Here is a 21,667-nt window from a genome sequence, read left to right on the forward strand (position 1 = left end):
CAATTCAGGAGAATCCAATCGTTAAAATACTCAATTGGGAAAACCATAAACTGAAGCGTGTAAAAAGGTACTTAAGTGGTAACTACCCATTCCCTTCAGGCGGCACTCCTACAACGGAAAAACCGGAATTAAATTTTGTAGACGGTAAAGAAAAGGATCTTGAAATAGTTGACGGGGTCGATAAAAACCGTGTATTTGCCGTAGCATTATTTAAAATTCCCGATTCATACGGTTTTAATGGCAAATTTCAGGTGATGTCCATTCCGTCCTTCATCGTTATTGACCGGGCCGGAAAAATAGCGGCCTACATTGATGGACCGGAATATGACGAATTAAAAGACGTCTTACAAAAAATCAGTAAAAGAGAATAACGTTGAGTAAATCAGCGGCAACGCTTGCAACTTCCTGAAAAACAAAACCCCGGAAAGCACCGGGGCATGTAATTCTAACCTTTTTATCTATTACTTGAAAGTACGCAAGATGTCGAAAAAGTGTTGCAGTTGGTTATTTTACGGGGAATACTTTATTTTTTGCGCACATGCTTCCCTTCCAGTGCCTTCTACAGCCTCAAGTCTGCCGGAATAGAAAGGAGAACCCGGTTTTTATGGCATCCCGTCAACCGGAGTCAGAAAAGCGCTTCTTCCTTTTCGGGAAGACAAAAGTCCATTCTTTACTATCCGTTTCGATAGTATATTTGGCCCGATGAAAAAATATGCTTTGCTCAGCCTGCTGGCGCTGTTTTTATTGACCGAATGTAAAACCGGTCGGAACGCAACCGGAAAAACCGCTTCGGTTCTGACGGCTTCGGTTGAAACCGAAAACCTGCTTTCCTGCTGCGATTTCGGCACGAAAATGCCCGACGGCAACCCGGTCTGGTGCGAAGCCTCGTCGGTTTTGTTCGATAACGGTACGGTTTTCGTCGCCAACGACAAGGACATGCCCGCCGGATTGAGCCCGGTGTTTACGAAGCCCTGGAAAACCCTGGCCGATACCACCGTCCGGCCCACGCCCCTGCTCGCGGAAACCTTTCGGACCACCCGCAAATACGAAGATTTTGCCACCAACGGCGATTATGTTTTCCTGACCACGGCGTTCGACCGCGTCAAACCGGGTTCGACGGACTGGGATAGTTACAACACGATTTTGTACTGGAAAAAGGGCCAGGAAGCCAATCCGCAGGTGCTGGCTCCGCAACCCGACGCGAAAAATTCCGTGGCACTCCGCGAACAACTCAGCAAAGTCTTATCGCAAAACCGCCCGGCCTATCCCAACGGAATGCCGTATTTCAAGGTGGAAGGGCTGGCCGTGATGGATTCGCTGCTGCTGCTCGGAATTCGGGAAGAAGGCGAAAAATACGACAGGTTCGACTACAGGGTTCGGATTGTAACCGTGCCGTTTTTCGTGGAAAAAACCGCCAACGGTGAGCGCCTGGCGTTGCGCAACAACTGGCGGGTGGTGGCTGATTTCGACCCTTCGACGGTCCCCGATCTTCCCAAACCGCTGGCCTTGTCGAGCATTGAATACGACCGAAACCGCAAGCTGTTCTGGCTCCTGACCTCCATCGAAATCAATGGCCAACTCGACGCCTACCTCTGGACGGCCACGCCAGACGCCGTTCTGAACAACCGCCCGTTTACCGTCGTCCGCGACGCGGCTGGCCAGCCGGTTCATTTCAATCACAAAGCCGAAGATCTGACGTTCGTCGACGCCAATCATTTGCTGGTCATTCACGACGACGACCGCACCGCTACGAAAGTGGGCACGAAAACCCGCCAGCCCAATCAGGCGGCTTATACGGTTTTGAAAATCAACTGAGGTGGCCCATCCGCCCGCTTTGATAGTCGGAAATGGCCTGCCGGATTTCCTGTTGGGTGTTCATCACAAACGGCCCGTACGACACCACCGGTTCGTTAATCGGTACGGCCGAGCCCAGCAGAATCCGGGAATCGTCGGTGGCGCGAACGTCGATTTCATCGCCGTCATTTTCAAAAATCACCAGCGACCGGCCGCTGATTTCCTGACCGTTGACGACAATTGCGCCATTTAACAGATAAAACAGAATCGTGCGCGGAGCCTCGATCCGGCGCGTAAACGAACCACCCGCCGACAGCGAAACATTCGCCAGCTCCACATCGTAAACCGGCTGAACCGGCCCGACAACGTCGTTCCAGACGCCGGACGTAACGGCCACCGTTCCTTTTCCGTCCGCCAGTGCCACCTCCGGAATCGCGTTTTTCTGCAAACCGACGTAATGCGGTTTTACCATCTTCAACCGGGCTGGCAGGTTGGTCCAGAGCTGGATGAGCTCGACCATGCCGCCCTGCTCCTGAAATGCCTCCGACGAACTTTCCGAATGCACCAGCCCACTGCCGGTGGTCATCCATTGAATGCCTCCGCCTTCGATGGTGCTGGCAAAACCGCTGCTATCGCGGTGCTGCACGTCGCCCTGGTAAATAAACGTCACGGTTTCGAAGCCCCGGTGCGGGTGTGGCCCAAAAGGTAAACCGCTGTTGTGGGCCGAAAACCGGGTTGGGCCGTGGTGGTGCAGCAGCAAAAAAGGATCGAGTTGGTCGACGCCATTGGCGGGCAACGGCTGGTACATCGTCAGCGGCCCCAATTGCTGGCCCTGCGGCTTGATAACAGTCTGAATCGTTCGCATACTGTAAAAGTAGTTAGTATCCATCTACTTTTGCTACCTTTACTGATTATTGCGACACCTCTATAAATTCATGAAAAAATGCTATAGCCTGTGGCTTCAACGGCTCGGGCTGCTGTGGCTTGCCTATACGGTTTGCCGGTTCGTTTTCTGGTATTTTAACCGTGATGCCTTTCAACAGGCTTCGTTTCAGGAAATTGGCCGGTCGTTTCTGCTTGGCATCCGCTTCGATTGGTCGATCATTGCCCTCAGCAACATTTTCTTCACGCTCCTTTCGCTCCTGCCGCTCCGCTGGGTGGCCACAACGGTCTGGCAACGCATGCTGAAAACGGTGTATCTGGCGGTCAACCTGCCGCTGTTGCTGTTGAATCTGATCGATGCCGAATATTACCCGTTTACGGGCCGCCGGACGATCATCAGCCTCCTGGAACTGGGGGGCGACATCACCGATCAACTACCTTCGCTGGTTATTCATTTCTGGTATTTACTGCTCATTTTTGCGGGAATAACGTACGGTCTGGTCCGGTTTTACCCCAACCAGAAACCGCTCGAACCGTCGAATCGCGTGGCGACGTGGCCGGGCTGGGTCGGGCTGGCGTCCGCGCTGGGCTTGAGCATTATCCTCTTTCGGGGCGGTTTTCAGGAAAAACCGTTGCGCGCCAATCAGGCTTTCCGCCAGAACGACGCGGGTTTAGGCAATCTTACGCTGAATTCGTCCTTTACTTTTTTGACTTCCATCGACGCAGTCGGTACCAAACGGCTCGCGTTTTTTGCCGATCAGAAAACCGCCTGGTCGCTCATCTGTCATCCGTCGCCAGCCCCGCTTCAATTGCCCGCTCAGCCTCCGCAGAACGTCGTTGTGATTATTCTCGAAAGTTTTGCGAAAGAGTATATGGGCTACGGCAATCCGTACCGCGGCTACACGCCTTTTCTGGATTCGCTGGCACGGCAAAGCGTTTTTTTTACCAACGGTTTTGCCAACGGCCGGGAGTCGATCATGGCGGTTCCGGCCATTACAGCGTCCATTCCGCAGCTCATGGACGAGCCTTTTATTACCTCGACCTACCAATCGAACCGGTTTTCGGGGCTCGGTACGCTGCTGCATCGGCACGGGTATCAAACCCACTTTTTCCACGCGGCCCGCAACGGCTCGATGGGCTTCGAAGGTTTTTCACAACAGGCTGGCTTTCAAAACTATTACGGCCTGAACGAATACCCGGATTCACTCCGGGAACGGGATTTTGACGGCAACTGGGGCATTTTCGACGAGCCTTATTTACAATATGTTTCCCAACAACTGAGCCAGTCGAAACAGCCGTTCGGCGCGGTGCTTTTTACGCTCAGTTCGCATATGCCCTACACATTTCCGGCTCAACACAAAAACCGCTTTCCGAAGGGCAAATTGGAAGTTCACGAAAGTATTGGGTATGCGGATTATGCGCTGCGGGAATTTTTCAAAACCGCCCAACAACAGCCGTGGTTCCGGCAAACCTTGTTTGTCATCACCGCCGATCATACGCAGGAAACCACCGAAACGAGTTATGCCAATCCGCTGGGGGCCTATCGCGTACCCATCATGCTTTTCCACGCTGATCCTCAGGTTGTTCAGGCGCTTAAGCAGCAAACGGACACCGACCGGATTTGTCAGCATACGGACCTGATGCCTTCGGTTCTGCATTACCTCAATCTAAATGAAAAACCGGTGTTGCCGTTTGGGCAATCGGTTTTTGATACCGAACCCGGCGAAGCCGTTCAGTATGCGGCCGGGCGGTTTCGGCTGGTCGAAAAAGATATTTACCTGGAAATGCCGCTCGATGGCACCGGCGTTCTTTACGATTCCCGAACCTATCAGCCGATCCGGGATGAAGCCCGTCGGCAGCAACTCCAGCAGCGCCTGCAAGCCACGCTGCAAGCCTACCGGAATGGCCTGATCGACAACCGGTTTCTGGACCCGAATGCCGGTGAAAAACCGCTCGCGTTCCGGTGATCGTTCCTTTGGAACGTAATTTTTGTAACAAGCGGAAAATGAGTAGAGTAGTTATTTGCTAAGGCGGTTTTGATACTCATCCCTTACAACGCCAACCGCTCCGCCCGCACCGGATCGCCCCAGAATAAACCGGCTTTCTGCTCAAATTCTTCCGCCGAATCAGTCGTGTAAAATTTCAAGCTCTGGCCTTTGCTACACTGAGCGTCGATTTCAGGATGGCGATGGAGGTAATCCTCCAGACTGTTGGCGACAATCTCGCCCTGCCCCAGAATGGTGCGATTGCCGGGGAGGAATTGCCGGATTTTGGGCAGCAGCAGCGGATAATGCGTGCAGGCCAGCAAAACCGTATCGATCTCCGGCGACTGATTCAGCAGCCGGTCGAGGTGTTTTTGGACGAAATAATCCGCCCCGGGGTCCGTGTGTTCGCCATTTTCGACCAGCGGCACCCACATCGGACACGCTTCCTGGTATACGTTCAGGTTCGGGAAAAACTTTTCGATTTCGACCACGTACGATTCCGAGGTCACGGTTCCGCGCGTGGCCAGAATCCCGATATGACCGGTTTTGGAGTAATTTCCAATCACTTCCGTCGTGGGCCGGATGACGCCTAAAACCCGGCGATCGGGCGCAATGCGGTGCAAATCGAGTTGCTGAATATTGCGTAAGGCCTTGGCAGAAGCCGTGTTACAGGCCAGCACGACCAACCGGCAACCCATCGCGAACAGGTGCTGAACGCACTCCAGGGTGTAATGATAAACCGTGTCGAACGAACGCGTTCCGTAGGGCGTGCGGGCGTTGTCGCCCAGATAGACGTAATCATACTGCGGCAATTGCCGGACAATCGATTTCAAAACCGTCAGACCGCCATAACCGGAATCGAAGACGCCAATGGGCTGGTAACTATTCTTCCCGCTGTTCACGTCAGGATAGCTGTTCGCCCTTGATCAACAATACCTTAGCGATGGACTGGTTTTTCAGGGGCATATGCTGTAGCCGCTCCGGATCGTCGCGATACGCTTCAAAATCCGCCATCGTCGGAAAAGTAACCAGATGGACTTCGTACGGATACCCCATAGCCGTGGCCACTACCGCCGGTTTGAGCGGGCGAACCCGGTACAGTAATTCGCCCCGATGGCGTTGCAAAAGGGGCAAAACGCGATCTTCAAACGAGTGAAAAACCGCTTCCTGCCCTTCATTTACAAATAAAATCTGCGTGAAATACAACATGGTACGTCCGTCAAAATCCGGGCGCAAAGATAGGGATTGATCCCGTTACTTCTGCACGCTGGTGTCGGTGGTAGCCGTTGCCGTGGTGGCCGCTTCTTTTTGTTTGGCCTGCTCTTTGGCCCGGCGACGGAAAAAACCGCGCAGCAGGAAGTTGTGCTGCAGGGCTTCCAGGTTTTCGTCGAGCTTGTAGCTGCTGCTTTCCACGTTCCGGATCGTATTTTTCAGGTTTTTGTTCACGGCCTGGTCGTTGAGCAGAATGCCAATGGCGTTATCGCTGCTGTTGAGCTTGTCGCTCGCCTTTTTAATGTTTTCGGTGGCATCAACCGCCGTGCTCGATACCTGCCGCAACCGCGCCGATGACACGCGCAAGTCGTGGAAAATAACCGTGTCGGACACCAGGTCGTTTGCCAGCGTTCCTTTGGTGTTCAGTTTGCCCGCATACTGATTCAATGAACTCGAAATTTGAGTCAGCGATTTCGTTGCCTGAGCCGCCCCGCTCGAAGCCGCCTGCAAATTGGCAACGGTATTTTTGAAGCGATCGGCCAGCGTCGAATCCCGCAAAACCGCCCCCGCAACGCCTTTTCCTTTCAATACTTCGTCCAGAATATTTTTGGCGTCGGTGGTCACCCGGAGCAGGTTGTTGTTATTTTTCTGCAAAGTCGCCATGATTTCGTCGGTATTTAAAGCCGCTTTGGCGTGCAGAATATCGCCGTCTTCCACGGTGGCAGCCTGCACACTTCCCCCAACGATTTCCACGATTTTATTACCGATTAACCCGTCGGTGCTCAGGGCCGCCAGAGCATCCTTGCGGATATACTGCTGCACCGACTCTTCGATGTTCATGGTGACTTCGACCTGCGAGTTGCCGTAGAACTGGATCTTGCGAACAGTCCCGATTTTCACGCCGGAAAACCAGACATTTGCTCCGGCCTGTAATCCGCCTACATTATCGAAAATGGCGTTTACCCGGATGCTTTTCACAAACCGTTTCTGTTGTCCGCCCAGCACCATGATTCCGGTAACCAGAATGACAATGCCAATAAAGACAAAAATACCGACGGTTATGGCTCGTTTATTTTCAGCAGCTTTCATTTAATGGCTATTTTGAGGTATGGATTTCTGATCTATTGGTTAGCTAAATCCTTAATTTACAAAGTTGTACTCATAGAACTGTTTTGCGCGCTCATCGTTCGAATCTTCGAAAACTTCGTCGAATGTGCCCTGCCGTTCAAACCGCCCGTCGAGCAACATTGCAATGCGGTCGCCGACGGTTTTGGCGCAGGTCAAATCGTGGGTAATGATGATCGAAGACGTATTATGGCGCTCCTGAACTTCGTTGATCAGGTGGTTGATTTCATTGGACGTGATCGGGTCCAGCCCGGCCGTTGGCTCATCGTAGAGCATAATTTCCGGTTTCAGAATCAGCGTTCGGGCAATTCCGATCCGCTTTCGCTGCCCGCCCGACAGCTCCGACGGCATCTGGTTGATGGTCTGGCTGAGTCCTACGTCGGCCAGGGCTTCCTCAACGGCTTTGTCGATGTCGGCGCGACTCAGGTTCCGGACGTTGCGAATCAGCGGAAACTCCAGATTCTCGCGAACGGTCATGCTGTCGTACAGGGCGCTGTTCTGAAACGAAAAGCCCAGTTTCAGCCGCAGAGCGTCCAGTTCCCGCTTATTCAGTTGACGAACGTCTTCGCCCAGCACCGTAACCGAACCCTGATCCGGCTCCAGCAAACCGGCAATAATCTTAATCAGAACGGACTTTCCCGTTCCCGAACGGCCTAAAACCACCAGGTTTTCACCCTGATACAGATCCAGATCGACGCCCCGCAATACGTGCAGATCGCCAAACGATATTTTCAGGTCGCGGATGGTGATAACGGCTTCTTTCGGGCCTTTGACCGGTTTTTTCGGATTCATACGTTAGGCAGCGCGAATGGCATTTATGACTTGGAGGAAGAGAAGTTCTTCGATAAAAACCAGAAACATGGAGGTCACCACGGACGCATTGGCCGCCTTGCCGACCCCTTCGGTTCCTTTCGACGAATTATAGCCTTTATAACAGCCGACAATGCCAATCGTAAACCCGAAAATAATCGATTTAATGACGGTTGAATTAATATCCAGAAAGGTGATCGAGCTGAAAAACGTCTCGATGAAGGACATGAAGCTGGTTTTTTCGTTCTGAGCTACGTTCACGTAAGAACCCAGGACGCCCAGAAAAACGAAGAACATGGCAAGCGTCGGAATCATGAACGTGGTGGCAATGACGCGCGACACCACCAGAAATTTGAACGGGTTGGTGCCCGAAACTTCCATGGCCTCGATCTGCTCCGTGACGCGCATGGAACCCAGCTCCGCGCCGATGTTGGAACCCACCCGGCCCGACGCAATCAGGGCCGTAACGAGTGGGGCCAGCGCCCGAACCAGCGCAATGGAAATCAGCGACGGCAACCAGGACGTGGCCCCGAACGTCGCCAGCGACGGCCGCGACTGGTTGGTGAAAACGATGCCCGTGATAAAACCGGTCAGCGAAATCAGCGGCAGGGAGCGCACCCCCACTTCGTAACATTGCCGGACGATTTCCTTCCATTCGTAGGGCGGCATAAAAACTTCTTTGAAAAACTGCGCGACAAACGACGCAACGTCGCTGAGGGCCAGAAAAATGCGGTCGAGCCGCCGGGAAATGACCGGTTTTTCGGTCGTTTCAGTAGATGAAGAAGTCGAGCTGGCTTGCATTATAAAAATGAATGGTATCAGGCAAAATGGGCATACGTTTTTTAATTTACCATTTACAGTTTCAATCGTACTAAACTCATAATCAGAACGATACCTTAAATCCGCAAACCATATACGCTAAACCGTAAACGATAAACTAATACTATTAACTTGATTTGACGATACAAGGTTAGATTTTGTTAGTTTTGGTCAACGAAAAATCATGAAATTCCTCCGTATCGCCTTCAAAATAGTGCTGGGACTGATCGCAGCCATTCTCCTTTTTCTGGCCGTTAGCCTGGCTCCGGTCGATGATCAGCCGTACCGAAAAACCGACTATTACCACTACACGCGGCAGCAACTGCTCGACCTGGCTCCTCCGCCCAATCCAACGGCCGGGTTGCGGGCGGGTTGGGCCAAAGTCAATCTGACGCCCTCGTTCACGACGCCCACCGGCGGTTATGGCGCCCGAAAAGGCAAACACTGGACCACCGTCAGCGACTCCATTTACGTTCGAACTTTTGTTTTGAACAATGGTAACACCAAAGTGGCTGTTATTGCGCTCGATTTGCTGATTACGCCCCCCACGGTAACAGAACAACTCAAAAAAAGATTACCGGAAATCGGTTTTCGGTGGGAGAATGTGTTCACGGGCGCTATTCACAGCCACAACACGCTGGGCGGCTGGGCTCCGGGGCTGGTTGGCGAACTGTTTGCGGGCGATTTTGATCAGCGGGTTGTCGATCACATTACCGATGCGGTTTTGAAATCCATCGTACTGGCCGAGAAGCAGTTGGCACCGGTGGAAGTTGGTTTTTCCGAAATCGACGCGCCCGATCTGGTTTATAACCGCATGAACGATGAAGGGAAAGTCGACGGTGAAATCCGGCTTCTGAAGCTCAAAAAAAATACCGGCGAATCGGCGCTGCTCTGCACGTTTGGGGGACACGCGACGATTTTCCGGGCCGCTGATTACCAGTATTTAAGTCGGGATTATCCGGGCGCACTGGTCGATCGGCTGGAAAAACAATCGGGCGGTTTTGTGGCTTTCATGGCCGGATCGGTCGGTAGCACCGGCTCGAAAACCAAACCCGGTAAAGATGAGTTTGCGACCATCCGAACGTATGCCGATACGCTGACGGCGCGGATTTCGCCCACCTTGCCCAAACTGAAAACCAAACCGGACAGTACGCTCGAACTGCTGACGTTGCCGCTGCAACTTCGCGAACCGCAGGCCCGCGTCACCGACGACTGGCGGGTGCGCGGCTGGTTCTTTCATACCGTTTACGGCGATTATCCTTCCGACCTGAAGGCGTTGCGCATTGGCCGGACGGTTTTGCTCGGAACGCCCTGCGATTTTTCGGGAGAACTGGTCGCCGAACTCCGGCAGCAGGCCGACCGGAAAGGGTTGAATCTCATGGTAACGAGTTTTAACGGCGGGTACGTCGGTTACATTACGCCCGACAAATACTACCACAAGGAAGCGTACGAAACGCTGACGATGAACTGGTTCGGGCCGGAAAACGGCGCGTATTTTGTGGAAATGATGAAAGGGTTGCTGGACCGGATGTAGGTTACGGCATGGTTTCCCACCAGTGCGCAGTCGGAATGTCCGATCCCAAAACCGTTACTTCGCCAATCCGGGGCGTGGCAATTTTGGTCCCCAGCGCCGCCGATTTTTTCATAAGCCGCTGGATTGGGTCGCGCCAGGTGTGCAGCGCCAGATTGAATTTTCCCCAGTGAATCGGAATCAGCAGATCGGCTTTCACATCCAGTTGAGCCTGAGCGGTTTGTTCGGGCATCATGTGAATATCGATCCAGTCTTCGTTGTAAGCGCCACACTCCAGCAGCGCAATATCGAACGGGCCGTATTTCTCGCCGACCATTTTCAGGCCGGGATAATAACCGGTATCTCCGCCGTAGTACACCCGCTTCTGCGTTCCCAGCAACGCCCACGAACACCACAGCGTGCCGTTTCGATTGGTCAATCCGCGACCGGAGAAATGCCGGGCGGGGGCGCAAACCAGCGTCAGATCGTCGAATTTCGCGGATTCGTGCCAGTCGAGTTCCGTAATCTGACTCGGCGCAATGCCCCACTTTTCCAGGTGAGCGCCAACGCCCAGCGGCACAAAAAACCGGTCGACTTTTCCTTTTAATCGCGTGAACGTTCCGTAATCCAGGTGATCATAATGGTCGTGCGACAGCACGACGGCGTCGACGTGCGGCAACTCATCCACGTCCATGTAGTGATCGAACGGAAACCGCTTGGGGCCCGAGAACGACGCAAAGGACGCCCGTTCGCTGAAAACCGGGTCGGTCAGCAGGGTTTTCCCCTGAATCCGGATCAGCAGCGTCGAATGCCCAAACCAACCGATGGCAACCTGCTCCGGTCCGCCGTTGCCCTCAAACAGTTTGACATCGAAGGGTACAGTTTTGATGGTATCAGTCGGCTCGGCGCCCGGCACGCCGGTGAGCATTTTCCAGGTGGCCGACACCATTTTACCCGCCGACATATTGAGGCTCGTCGGCACCAGGTTCTGGAAGGTTCCGTCTTTAAAATTGGGTGAATTCTGAATGCGTTTCAGCCGCTCGCCGGTCGGTGTTTCGCCGAATTGCGGAGACAGGTTCACAAACGCAACAGCGGCAATGACAAGGAGTACGATCAGCGAAACGATTACGAGGGCCATTCTTTTCAGGAATTTTTTCATTCGTGCAAACGGGGTGGGTTGTCGCCCGATAAACGGGCTTCCCGTCTGCAACACGCCGGGCCCTTTGTGTAGTTCCACCAATGACTTACTTCACCCGGTCAAACACGAACAGATCAGCGAAAACCCATTTACCGTCTTTCTGATTGCCGCGCTGAATGACCAGCTGGTTGTCCGACCGTTTTTCGTAAATAATTCGGATGGAACCGTCCGATTTTTCAAACAGTGCCTGGTTCTTTTTGGCTTCAATGAACGAATACCGGTCCGAGACGTCTTTTTCTTCCGACCCGATCAGGCCCGGTTTGAAATGTTTCACCAATACAATGGGGCCTTTTTCGGTTTGTTCAAAGATGAGCAGTTCGTACATCGTCACTTTACCGTCCTTCATCATGCGCATAAAACCGGCCAGGTTGTCGCCCTGCGGAGCGGCCCAGGCGGCATCGATCGGACCGCCGTTAAAGGTTCCTTTCCAGCGGCCTTCCATAAAACTAACATCGGTGAGCGAGCCTTTGGATTGGGCGTGACCCGCCAGGTTTACCAATAAATAGAGAGCAATAAGAATGGAAAAAGGAGCGGAATCGCGCAGCTTTCCGAAACGGAGAGTCTTAAATCGGTTCATGGGGAATAGGTTTATGGATCGGCAAGATACTAAAATCCCGCTGACGAGCGGCAACGATTCGTCGTTTTGAAAAAGCCGGGAGATTTACGAAATGGCATCCTGCTGTCGTACAATTAATTCCGGTTCGAGGATCACTTTTTGCAAATCCGTCGGCGCAATAACCCCGTTGATCACATTAAGCAGAATTTCAGCTGCCATAAATCCGATTTGGTAGGGATGCTGTTCAACGGAAGCCAATGGGGGATGTTCCAGATACATATTCAGCGGCAGGTTGGCAAAACTGACAAAGGAAATATCCTGATTGACAACCAGCCCGTAACTGCGGCAAACCTGCATGGCATCCAGTGCCACGTAATCATTGAACGTCAGCACGGCGTCCGGCCGGGTTGCCGATGACAAAAGCTGATTCATTTTCAGGGCGGTTTCCTGCGTGGTGAGGTCGCTGCGCTTGATCAGGGCATTTTCAACGGGTAAACCTTCTTCCACCAAGGCCGTGATGTAACCCCGATACCGTTCCTCGCTGGCGATCAGCGCGTGCGGGCCGTTCAGCAGTGCGATGCGCCGGTGACCGCGCCGGGCCAGCCATTTGGTAGCTTCGTACGCGCCTTTTTCCATGTTACACTCCACCTGATGCGCGGCAATATGGGGTGGAATGCGGTCGAAAAGCACCAGCGGAATCTGGCGATCCAATAGTTCCTGAATGTGGTGAATCTGCTGCGTTTCTTTGGCAACCGACAACAACACCCCATCGACCCGATTGGAAGCCAAAACCGTCAGAATCTGCTTTTCCCGATCAAACCGGTCGTGTGATTGATACAGCGCCACCGTAACCTGGTGCTCGAACGCCAGTTCTTCCACGCCATTGATGACCTCCGAAAAAAAGTTCTCCCGGATTTCCGGCAACACCATGCCGATCACGCCCGTTCGGCCCCGCTGGAGATTGCGGGCTGTCGTACTGGGCAGGTATTTCAACTGATTGGCCAGTGCATGAACGGCCTCGCGGGTATGGGAACTGATGCGCGGATGGTTTTGTAAAGCCCTGGATACCGTAGATGGCGATACATTTAACTGACGGGCAATCTCTTTAATTGTAACAACATCTTTCATGTTGATTCGCAGTCTGCCTTACAATTTACTCTTTTTATCCATTATCCCGAAATTTTCTTCGGTTTTGCACAAACGTTTGCACACCTCAGAACAAACGTTTGCGCAAATCAAAACCGTCAGAATCAGGTTTATCGGTTCCCGATTTTGGTTGATCAATTGTTACCTTTTCTTCAATTTTCGTCATCAACTAACTCAAATTCCTTCACAAAAGGCAACCCCATCTTAAGCCATGCCAACCTCTTCACGCCGAAATTTCCTGCGTACCGCTGCCCTCAGCACGGCGACCGCCCCATTTATTCCTTCGTTATTCGAATCGGCTGTAGCTGCTTCAAAACCGTCGGCTTTGTCGCAGGTTCGGCTGGCTTTTATTGGTGTCGGCTCGCGGGGGCGCAGTCACGTTCGCCAGGCGCTCCTGCGCGATGATGTGGTCATTACGGCCATTTGTGATCCAGACCCGGAAGCCATCAGCCGGACCAACGCCATGATCGAAAAAAGTGGTAAAAAAACGCCGGTCGCTTACACCAAAGGCGGGGAAGATTTTGTGAATATGCTCAAACGCGACGACATCGACGGCGTCGTGATCGCGACGCCCTGGGAGTGGCACGTTCCGATGGCGGTTGCTACGATGAAAGCGGGGAAATATGCCGGGGTGGAAGTTTCGGCGACCGTAACGCTGAAAGAATCCTGGGATCTGGTGAACACGTTCGAGAAAACCGGGTCGCACTGCATGATTCTGGAAAACGTCTGCTACCGGCGCGACGTGCTGGCGGTTTTGAACATGATCCGGCAGGGCATGTTTGGCGAAATGCTGTACGCGCACTGCGGGTATCAGCACGATTTGCGGAATATCAAGTTCAACGACGGCAAATCCATCGGTGGCGTTGGAGCCGAATTTGGTGCCAAAGGCTATTCCGAGGCCAAGTGGCGGACACAACATTCCGTCGATCGGAACGGCGATTTGTATCCGACCCACGGCCTCGGTCCCGTGGCCCACTGGCTGAACATCAACCGGGGAAACCGCTTCACGCACCTGACGTCGATGGCAACGCAGTCGCGCGGACTGCATAAATACGTGGTCGACAAAGGCGGAAAAGATCACCCCAATGCCAAGGTAAACTTCAAACTGGGCGACGTCGTCACGACAATGGTGCAGTGTGCCAACGGTGAAAACATCGTCATCATGCACGATACGAACTCGCCCCGGCCGTACTCACTCGGTTTTCGGGCGCAGGGAACGCAGGGTATCTGGATGGACGACGGCAAAACGATTTACCTGGAAGGAACAAGCCCGAAACCGCACCAGTGGGAACCGTTCAATTCGTATCAGGAAAAATACGACCATCCGCTTTGGAAACAACACGGCCCAACCGCTCAGAGTGGTGGCCACGGCGGTATTGATTTCTTCGTGATGCGGGCTTTCATCGAATCCATCAAAGCCCAAACCGCGCCACCGATCGACGTCTACGATGCAGCCGCCTGGAGCGCCATCAGCCCACTGTCGGAACAGTCTATTGCGCAGGGCAGCAAACCGATTGAAATCCCGGATTTCACGCGGGGCAAATGGAAGACAAACCGCCCCATTTTCGGCCTGAACGAGATTTATTAATTCGATTTACTCAACAACCCGACCGGGTAGTCCCTACCGTCTCAGAACCGTCTGGTTCTGAGACGGCCACCCTTTCTTTGCCTTCACTTAATCCCCTAAGCCCTTTCCTTCTGCTTCTTAATCTCCACTTTATCAATAACCTAAAAACATGAAACAGCTTTCCGTGAGTTTACTTTTCTGGCTGTCGGTAACCGTTTGTGGTTATGCCCAGTCAAGCCTTCGCGGTACGGTTCGCGACGATGCCGGACAACCGCTGCCGGGTGCTACCATCATTGTCCGTGGAACGACACAAGGCACCACCACCGACGACAAAGGCGCTTTCTCCGTTCGTGCAACACCAGCCGATGTGCTGGAAATCAGCTCAATTGGGTATCAGGGAACGACCGTCACGGTCGGGAACCAGACCTCGGTCGAAATTTCGCTCAAGAAAGCCGACACCATGCTGGATGAGGTCGTCGTGATGGGCTATACCACGACCAATCAGCGTAATCTGGCCGGTTCGGCGCAGGTCGTAACGGCCAAAGAACTGAAAGACGTAACGGCCAACAACGTCGGGCAGATGTTGCAGGGCAAGGCCGCCGGGGTGTTTGTCGGCAACAGTTCCGGTGATCCGCGTACGCCCCCCAAAGTGTTGATCCGGGGTGTTGGTACGCTGACCGCCAGTTCCAATCCGCTCTATGTGGTCGATGGCGTCATTGGCGGTATTCCGAACCCCAGCGACATCGAATCCATGACGGTTTTGAAAGATGCTTCCGCAACTGCGCTGTACGGCGCGCGGGCGTCCAACGGCGTTATTGTGATCACGACCCGCCGGGGTGCTTCCGGAAAAACCCGCATGACGGCCCGTTTGAATCAGGGCGTTGGCACCTTGAGTCTGGGGAATTTTCGATTGCTGGACGGTCCGCAACTGTATGATTTACAGAAGAAAGTATTCCAGCGCGACCGGCCAACGGGCGTTTTGAATGACTATTTGCCCACACCCGAAGCGAATGCCAATACCAACTGGTTCGATCAGGCGTTTCGGACGGCCACCAATACGCTGGCCGAACTGAGTGCATCGGGGGGGAGCGACAAAACCAAGTTTTTCCTGAGCGGAAACTACTACAAGGAACAGGGTATTTTGCAGGGAACCGGCCTCGACCGGTTTGGCGGACGGCTGAATTTCAGCCATAACATCAGCGACAAATTTCGGGTGAGCCTGAATACCGCCGGGCTGTATACACGCGGGTACGACAACAGCAACGGCGGGCTTTATGCGGCTTACACCTACCTGCCTTACGACGATCCGTACTACAACGGACAACCGTATAATCCGGTAACGGGGGCTAAAAAATGGTATGGCCGCGATAACGCCAACTTCATTTACAACCGCCAGTTTAATACGTTCAAGGAAAACACCATGTCAGCGGATGTGCTTTTTAAAGCCGAATACGATCTGTTGCCCTGGCTGACCCTGACGACGACCAACCGCGGACAGACCACTTATTACGGTAGCCAGAGCAGTCAGGATATGCGCGGCCCCAGTGCGCTGGATGTGCAGGGGCGGCTTTCCCGAACCAATACGCGCGAGTATACCTTGCTGACTTCGAACCTGTTGCGGTTTAAACATAGTTTCAAGGGCGGGCATACGCTGGACGGTTTGGCCGGTTACGAATTCCAGAATTATTACTACGAATCCCTGGCGGCCACCGGAAAAGGCATTTTCTCCGGCCTGAGCATTCTGGACGCGACTTCGCAGCCCGAAACCATCGGTGGAACCAAAACCGACAATGCGTTCTCGTCGTATCTGTTTCAGGCCAATTACGGCTATCAGGACAAATACCTCGTTACGACCTCGTTCCGCCGGGACGGTTCGTCCAAGTTTGGCCGGGATAGCAAATACGGAAATTTTTACGCGGTTGGCCTGACCTGGAATGCCTCGAATGAAGCCTTTCTGCGCAGCAATCCGTTGCTGACAAACCTCAAATTCCGGCTGAGTTACGGAACCACCGGGAATGCCGATGGGATCAATGATTATGCCGCGCAGGGCTTGTATAACCTGACGGGCCAGTACGCCGGTATTCCGTCGGCGTATCCAACCCGGATCGAAAACCCGAACCTGTCGTGGGAGGTGTCGAACAACGCCAACTTTGGGATCGATGCCAGTTTATGGAACCGGCTTTCAATCACGGTAGATCTTTATAACCGACTGACCAACAACCTGTTGTTTAATCGTCCCTTGCAGGCAACCAGCGGTTATTCATTCATTACCGAAAACGTAGGTGCGGTTCGAAACAAAGGGCTGGAAGTGGTTTTGTCGGCGGATATTTTGCAGAAAACCGCCCTGAAATGGCGCATGGACATTAACGCCGGAATAAACCGGAACCAGGTAACCCAGCTCTACGGCGACCGGACGCTGATTGCCAACGGCCAGCGTCCGTATGCCCTCGATCAACCGCTCAACAGTTGGTACCTGCGCCGGTGGATGGGCGTCGATCCGCAAACCGGTGGACCGCTTTGGGAAAAAGTCGGCACCGACGGCAGCAGCACCACCACGACCAATTACAACGACGCAACGATTCAGTTCATCGGCAACAACGCCAACCCCAAGTTGTTCGGCGGTTTTCGTCAGGTGTTGAGCTGGAAAGGGCTGGAACTGAACGCGTTCTTTACGTACAGCACCGGGGCCATTTTGTATAACGGCGACCGGAACCTGTTCGACAACGACGGCGCTTACGACCGCTACAACCTCATGGCCTTGCAGGATGGCTGGAGCCGCTGGGAACAACCCGGCGACATTGCCACGCATCCGAAGTACGTGATCGGCGGGAACAACAACGCCCAGCGTCCGTCGTCCCGGTTTCTGGAGAACGGCAATTACCTCCGGCTGCGCAACATCAGTTTGACGTATGATTTGCCAGCGGCTTTGGTCAGCAGAGCCAAACTGGATGGGGTCCGGCTGTCGATTTCGGCGGATAACGTGTTCACAATCACGAAGTTTTCGGGTATTGATCCCGACGTAACCGAGACAGGTGAAGTGGGTACAAAATACCCGTTCAGCCGGAAATTGGTTTTTGGTCTCCAGTTTAACTTTTAATCATCAACACCCATGAAATTCACTCTTTCGCGTTTTTTGTTACTGGGTTGTGTGGTGGTAACCACCTCCTGCGAAATTGATACAACACCGTATAACGGTTTATCCGAATCAGCCATCCTGCAAGGCGCACAGGGCCTGCGGGCGGCAACCGACGGGAATTATACGTTCCTGAAAGAATCCGACTATACCCGTAACCTGTTCATTATGAACGAATATCCGGGAGACAACCTGACACTCAGCGGAACAACCACGGATGCGCTTTTCCTGACGTACACCTACCGGCACACCTCCGATCAGGCCAATGCGCTCCAGATTTACCGGAAAGCCTACCAGATTATCGTCGGTGCCAATAAAGTGATTGGGGCCGTTCAGGAAGGAACCTCGAAAGAAATGGATCAGATTCTGGGCGAGAATATTTTCCTGCGTGCCAGTGTCCATTTCGATCTGGTCCGACTTTTCGGACGGCCTTACAACCAGAGCCCGGAAACGAATCTCGGCGTAATCATCAAAACCGATACGAAGGCTGACGACAATGCCAGCCGCGCTACCGTCAAAGAAGTGTACGCGTTTGTGGTGAGTGAGTTACAGAAAGCCGCCAAACTGATGACGGTTTCGCGAACCAGCAGTTATGCCACGGCTGCGGCTGCCAACGCGCTGCTTTCGCGGGTGTATCTGTACATGAACGACAATGCCAATGCCATTAAATACGCCGACCTGGTGATTACCGAAAACCGGTTTACGCTGGCAACACCCACACAGGTTCCGGACTTTTACACGGTGGAAAATGAGCAGAACAAAGAAGTCATTCTGGCGATCAAACATACGCTGAAAGACGACCGCGCCTGGAGTTCGCTGGGTTCGATGCTGTACACGTCGCCGGGCGGGGTGGGCTGGGGTGAAGTGTATGCCTCGCAGGATTACCAGGATCTGGTGAACAAATTTCCGAATGACAAACGGCGGTCTTTTCTGGTGCGGAAGCTCACCGCGCAGGGCGCGCAGGAAAAGCGGAACGGCATCGATAAGGTGTACGTCACGAAGTTTTCCAATCAGGGCAGTATCGCGACGCTTAGCTCACCGATTCTGCTGCGGCTTTCGGAAGTGTACCTGAACCGGGCCGAAGCCTACGCCAAAACCGGTGCGCCGGACAAAGCTATCGCGGATGTGAACCTGATTCGCCAGCGGGCAGGCCTGACCGGAACCGAGTTGTATTCGACCGCCGATCTGAAAGGCTTGCCAACGGTTTTGGATGTGGTTTTGCAGGAACGTCGGCTGGAACTGGCGTTTGAAGGCCACCGGGCGTACGATTTGTACCGCAACGGCCGGAGTCTGGTCCGGAATTATCCCGGTTTTCACAACACCACGGACGGCAAGCAAACCGTTCCGGCCGACGACAAACAAGTGGTTCATCTGATTCCGGAAGCCGAAATTGTCTTAAATTCCAACCTGAAACAGAACCCTCTGTAGTGATTTACTGATGAATCTCCTGACCCCGATCCTTTTTTTAGTAAGCTGGTTGATTACCCCGCCAACCGGTTCGCACGACGCAAACCGGTTGGCGGTTCCCCTCGGCGGCAACGCCTGGGTGTCGAATTCGCCCGATCGCTCGACCAAAATTACCAACGACGGCCTGACTGGCTGGTCTGCTTCGGAAAGTGTAGTTTCTACTTATGTGCGCTTCGATCGCGCCGGAACCCTGAAGCTCTCAGCCACACTCAGCGTTCCCGAAGGCGAAAGCAAAATACGCGTCAGTTTGCCAGGGAAATCAGCCGAATTTTCGGCCAGTGGCAGCGCGGAAAAGGAATATTTTCTGGGCGAGTGGACGATTCAAAAACCGGGTTATGTCAAAATTGATATACAGGGTTTGACTAAATCCGGTACAACTTTTGGACAACTTCGGGAACTGGGCATTAGCGGGGATGTGATTGACGAAAAAACCGCATTTGTCCGCAATAATCAGGGCAATTATTTTCACTGGGGTCGGCGCGGGCCGTCGGTTCACCTGAAATATACGACTCCGGACAATACCGATTCCGAGTGGTTTTACAACGAAATCACCGTTCCCGAAGGCAATGACGTGCTGGGTTCCTACTTCATGGCCACCGGTTTTGCCGAAGGGTATTTTGGGATGCAGGTCAATTCGCCGACCGAGCGCCGGATTCTGTTTTCGGTCTGGAGTCCGTTCAAAACTGACAATCCGAAAGAGATTCCGGACGATCAGAAAATTTTGCTGGAGAAAAAAGGCGAGGGTGTAACGACCAACGATTTCGGCAACGAAGGTTCGGGAGGGCAAAGCTACCTCCGCTACAACTGGAAAGCGGGCCGCACCTACCGGTTTTTGCTCCGGGGCCGACCAACGGAGAACGGTTACACCACTTACACAGCGTATTTTTCGGATTCCGAAGACAAAGACTGGCAGTTGATCGCGAGTTTCAAGCGGCCCAAAACCACGACCTACTTAAAATCTTTTCACTCTTTTCTGGAGAATTTCATGCCCAACACGGGTAATACAACCCGGCAGGTAACCTTTGGGAATCAATGGGTTCGGAGTAAGGAAGGAAACTGGCAGGAAATTGTCAATGCCAAATTTACCGGCGACGCCACCGCCCGGGCGGGATTTCGGCAGGATTACGCGGGCGGTTTAAACGCCAACGAAAAGCAGTTCTTCCTGAAAAACTGCGGTTTTTTTGACGACAATGTTCTGCTCAATACCGACTTTACCCGAAAACCGCTCAAAAAAGCACCTTCGATTGATTTTTCCCGATTACCGTAATTCGTGATTGATTATGTCTTTCTCACTTTCTATATCCACGCCCGGTCGTATCTGTTTGTTTGGAGAACACCAGGATTACCTCGGTTTACCCGTGATTGCCGCGGCCATTTCCAGGCGAATTCAGATTACCGCCGAGCCCACCACCCAACCAGAGGTTCGACTGTTTTTGCCCGACATCGACGCCGAAGAGCGGTTTTCACTGGCGACGCTGCCGCTGACCTACGAACGCGACCGGGATTATTTCCGCAGTGCGGTCAATATCCTTTTACGCGAAGGCTTCCGGTTTTCGGTGGGTATTCAGGGCGAAGTTCGTGGAAATATTCCCATCAATTCCGGTACCTCCAGCTCGTCCGCCCTGTTGATTACCTGGTTAGCCATTCTGAGCCAACTGGCCGATAACCCCCAACAACTGTCGGCCCGGCGGCTGGCCGAACTCGCGTATATGGCGGAAATTCTGGAATTTGGCGAACCCGGCGGCATGATGGATCATTATGCAACGGCGGTCGGCGGGATCATTTATCTCGAATCGAAACCGGCCATTCACCTCGAGTCGTTTCAGTGCCGGTTGGGCTCGTTTGTGCTGGGTGATTCGTGCCAGCCGAAAGATACTATTGGGGTGTTGCGGCACGTCAAATTCGGTATGCTGGGCGCGATGGAGAAAATCAGGCAGTACGATCCCGGTTTTTCCCTTGATTCGTGTCCGCAGGAAAAAGCGGACGACTACCGCCATTTGCTGACGTCGGACGAAACCGCGCTGCTGAAAGGCAACCTGTCCGACCGCGATGTGCTGCGGGAAGCGCTGACCATGTTCAAAAGTGGCGTCATCGATCACCAGCGGCTGGGTACGTTGCTAACGATTCACCAGACCAGCCTGCGGGAAGCCAAGCGCGTTTCGACGCCCAGGATCGATCGCATGATTGAGGAAGCCATTAAAGCGGGGGCTTACGGCGGAAAAATCAATGGTTCCGGCGGTGGCGGCTGCATGTTTGCCTATGCCCCCGAAAATCCGGAAGTCGTGGCCGAAGTCATCGAGCGTGCGGGCGGAAAAGCCTACATCATCCGGGTGGATCAGGGGGTTTCAGTTCGCCCGGCCCACGAATACAGTTTATAAACCATTGAAAAACTTGAATTTATTGCGGGGAAGTTGCCGAAAATTCCCAATTTGAGGGCGCTGAATACTATCTCCAAACTCTACG

The 21,667-nt window shown here is 53.3% G+C and carries 17 protein-coding genes; 8 read left to right on the forward strand and 9 right to left on the reverse strand.

The window, feature by feature from the left end; genetic code table 11:
* Positions 1-702 precede the first annotated feature (702 nt).
* Positions 703-1,815: a hypothetical protein gene (locus GJJ30_RS19205; RefSeq protein ID WP_154176799.1), complete on the forward strand. Its 1,113-nt coding sequence runs from the start codon at positions 703-705 to the stop codon at positions 1,813-1,815.
* Here the strand turns inward: GJJ30_RS19205 and GJJ30_RS19210 are convergent.
* A complete protein-coding gene (locus GJJ30_RS19210; protein WP_154176800.1) occupies positions 1,808-2,659 on the reverse strand; it encodes a pirin family protein in 852 nt (283 codons plus the stop codon). The two genes, GJJ30_RS19205 and GJJ30_RS19210, sit on opposite strands and share 8 nt — an antisense overlap.
* Positions 2,660-2,729: 70 nt before the next feature.
* Between GJJ30_RS19210 and GJJ30_RS19215 the strand changes: the two genes are divergently transcribed.
* Complete coding sequence (locus tag GJJ30_RS19215; protein ID WP_154176801.1) at positions 2,730-4,643, forward strand: LTA synthase family protein; 1,914 nt, start codon at positions 2,730-2,732, stop codon at positions 4,641-4,643.
* A gap of 83 nt (positions 4,644-4,726) precedes the next feature.
* Here the strand turns inward: GJJ30_RS19215 and murI are convergent, their stop codons facing one another.
* From murI to GJJ30_RS19240, 5 genes are read right to left on the reverse strand one after another with little or no spacing between them, the layout of a single operon-like run.
* On the reverse strand, positions 4,727-5,563 hold the full coding sequence (gene murI / locus GJJ30_RS19220) for a glutamate racemase (protein WP_310588333.1): 837 nt from the start codon (positions 5,561-5,563) through the stop codon (positions 4,727-4,729).
* A gap of 1 nt (position 5,564) precedes the next feature.
* Complete coding sequence (locus GJJ30_RS19225) at positions 5,565-5,870, reverse strand: DUF1330 domain-containing protein (RefSeq protein WP_154176802.1); 306 nt, start codon at positions 5,868-5,870, stop codon at positions 5,565-5,567.
* A gap of 45 nt (positions 5,871-5,915) precedes the next feature.
* Positions 5,916-6,962 (reverse strand): MlaD family protein, encoded by a 1,047-nt coding sequence (locus tag GJJ30_RS19230; RefSeq protein WP_154176803.1) that lies wholly within the window; start codon positions 6,960-6,962, stop codon positions 5,916-5,918.
* 51 nt (positions 6,963-7,013) lie between these two features.
* Positions 7,014-7,790 (reverse strand): ABC transporter ATP-binding protein, encoded by a 777-nt coding sequence (locus GJJ30_RS19235; RefSeq protein ID WP_154176804.1) that lies wholly within the window; start codon positions 7,788-7,790, stop codon positions 7,014-7,016.
* 3 nt (positions 7,791-7,793) lie between these two features.
* Positions 7,794-8,609, reverse strand: a complete 816-nt coding sequence (locus GJJ30_RS19240) for an MlaE family ABC transporter permease (protein WP_154176805.1) — start codon at positions 8,607-8,609, stop codon at positions 7,794-7,796.
* Positions 8,610-8,811: 202 nt separating this feature from the next.
* On the opposite strand from GJJ30_RS19240, the gene GJJ30_RS19245 reads away from it, so the two are divergent.
* Entirely contained in the window at positions 8,812-10,161 is a 1,350-nt protein-coding gene (locus tag GJJ30_RS19245) for a neutral/alkaline non-lysosomal ceramidase N-terminal domain-containing protein (RefSeq protein WP_154176806.1), read from the forward strand.
* Position 10,162: 1 nt separating this feature from the next.
* Here the strand turns inward: GJJ30_RS19245 and GJJ30_RS19250 are convergent, their stop codons facing one another.
* The 3 genes from GJJ30_RS19250 to GJJ30_RS19260 form a co-directional block, all read right to left on the reverse strand.
* Positions 10,163-11,296 carry an MBL fold metallo-hydrolase gene (locus GJJ30_RS19250; RefSeq protein WP_154176807.1) on the reverse strand — a complete coding sequence of 378 codons (1,134 nt, stop codon included), beginning with the start codon at positions 11,294-11,296 and terminating at the stop codon, positions 10,163-10,165.
* An 85-nt stretch (positions 11,297-11,381) separates the two neighbouring features.
* On the reverse strand, positions 11,382-11,912 hold the full coding sequence (locus GJJ30_RS19255; protein ID WP_229313253.1) for a DUF6265 family protein: 531 nt from the start codon (positions 11,910-11,912) through the stop codon (positions 11,382-11,384).
* A gap of 84 nt (positions 11,913-11,996) precedes the next feature.
* Positions 11,997-13,019, reverse strand: coding sequence for a LacI family DNA-binding transcriptional regulator (locus GJJ30_RS19260; RefSeq protein ID WP_154176808.1), 1,023 nt, complete (start codon positions 13,017-13,019; stop codon positions 11,997-11,999).
* 229 nt (positions 13,020-13,248) lie between these two features.
* On the opposite strand from GJJ30_RS19260, the gene GJJ30_RS19265 reads away from it, so the two are divergent.
* From GJJ30_RS19265 to GJJ30_RS19285, 5 genes are all read left to right on the forward strand, one after another.
* The gene (locus GJJ30_RS19265) at positions 13,249-14,625 is read left to right on the forward strand and encodes a Gfo/Idh/MocA family protein (protein WP_154176809.1); all 1,377 of its coding nucleotides are present in this window, start codon (positions 13,249-13,251) and stop codon (positions 14,623-14,625) included.
* 148 nt (positions 14,626-14,773) lie between these two features.
* Positions 14,774-17,701 carry a SusC/RagA family TonB-linked outer membrane protein gene (locus GJJ30_RS19270; protein WP_154176810.1) on the forward strand — a complete coding sequence of 976 codons (2,928 nt, stop codon included), beginning with the start codon at positions 14,774-14,776 and terminating at the stop codon, positions 17,699-17,701.
* Positions 17,702-17,713: 12 nt separating this feature from the next.
* Positions 17,714-19,165, forward strand: coding sequence for a RagB/SusD family nutrient uptake outer membrane protein (locus tag GJJ30_RS19275; RefSeq protein ID WP_154176811.1), 1,452 nt, complete (start codon positions 17,714-17,716; stop codon positions 19,163-19,165).
* Positions 19,166-19,175: 10 nt separating this feature from the next.
* Positions 19,176-20,471 carry a DUF3472 domain-containing protein gene (locus GJJ30_RS19280; protein WP_154176812.1) on the forward strand — a complete coding sequence of 432 codons (1,296 nt, stop codon included), beginning with the start codon at positions 19,176-19,178 and terminating at the stop codon, positions 20,469-20,471.
* Between the two features lie 13 nt (positions 20,472-20,484).
* A complete protein-coding gene (locus GJJ30_RS19285; RefSeq protein ID WP_154176813.1) occupies positions 20,485-21,582 on the forward strand; it encodes a mevalonate kinase family protein in 1,098 nt (365 codons plus the stop codon).
* Positions 21,583-21,667 lie beyond the last annotated feature (85 nt).

This window comes from Larkinella terrae (assembly GCF_009668025.1).
Lineage (GTDB): Bacteria > Bacteroidota > Bacteroidia > Cytophagales > Spirosomataceae > Larkinella > Larkinella terrae.

Coding starts and splice junctions, on each gene's coding strand:
- GJJ30_RS19205 (WP_154176799.1), top strand. CDS start 703: ATGAAAAAATATGCTTTGCTCAGCCTGCTGGCGCTGTTTTTATTGACC.
- GJJ30_RS19210 (WP_154176800.1), bottom strand. CDS start 2,659: ATGCGAACGATTCAGACTGTTATCAAGCCGCAGGGCCAGCAATTGGGG.
- GJJ30_RS19215 (WP_154176801.1), top strand. CDS start 2,730: ATGAAAAAATGCTATAGCCTGTGGCTTCAACGGCTCGGGCTGCTGTGG.
- GJJ30_RS19225 (WP_154176802.1), bottom strand. CDS start 5,870: ATGTTGTATTTCACGCAGATTTTATTTGTAAATGAAGGGCAGGAAGCG.
- GJJ30_RS19230 (WP_154176803.1), bottom strand. CDS start 6,962: ATGAAAGCTGCTGAAAATAAACGAGCCATAACCGTCGGTATTTTTGTC.
- GJJ30_RS19235 (WP_154176804.1), bottom strand. CDS start 7,790: ATGAATCCGAAAAAACCGGTCAAAGGCCCGAAAGAAGCCGTTATCACC.
- GJJ30_RS19240 (WP_154176805.1), bottom strand. CDS start 8,609: ATGCAAGCCAGCTCGACTTCTTCATCTACTGAAACGACCGAAAAACCG.
- GJJ30_RS19245 (WP_154176806.1), top strand. CDS start 8,812: ATGAAATTCCTCCGTATCGCCTTCAAAATAGTGCTGGGACTGATCGCA.
- GJJ30_RS19250 (WP_154176807.1), bottom strand. CDS start 11,296: ATGAAAAAATTCCTGAAAAGAATGGCCCTCGTAATCGTTTCGCTGATC.
- GJJ30_RS19255 (WP_229313253.1), bottom strand. CDS start 11,912: ATGAACCGATTTAAGACTCTCCGTTTCGGAAAGCTGCGCGATTCCGCT.
- GJJ30_RS19260 (WP_154176808.1), bottom strand. CDS start 13,019: ATGAAAGATGTTGTTACAATTAAAGAGATTGCCCGTCAGTTAAATGTA.
- GJJ30_RS19265 (WP_154176809.1), top strand. CDS start 13,249: ATGCCAACCTCTTCACGCCGAAATTTCCTGCGTACCGCTGCCCTCAGC.
- GJJ30_RS19270 (WP_154176810.1), top strand. CDS start 14,774: ATGAAACAGCTTTCCGTGAGTTTACTTTTCTGGCTGTCGGTAACCGTT.
- GJJ30_RS19275 (WP_154176811.1), top strand. CDS start 17,714: ATGAAATTCACTCTTTCGCGTTTTTTGTTACTGGGTTGTGTGGTGGTA.
- GJJ30_RS19280 (WP_154176812.1), top strand. CDS start 19,176: ATGAATCTCCTGACCCCGATCCTTTTTTTAGTAAGCTGGTTGATTACC.
- GJJ30_RS19285 (WP_154176813.1), top strand. CDS start 20,485: ATGTCTTTCTCACTTTCTATATCCACGCCCGGTCGTATCTGTTTGTTT.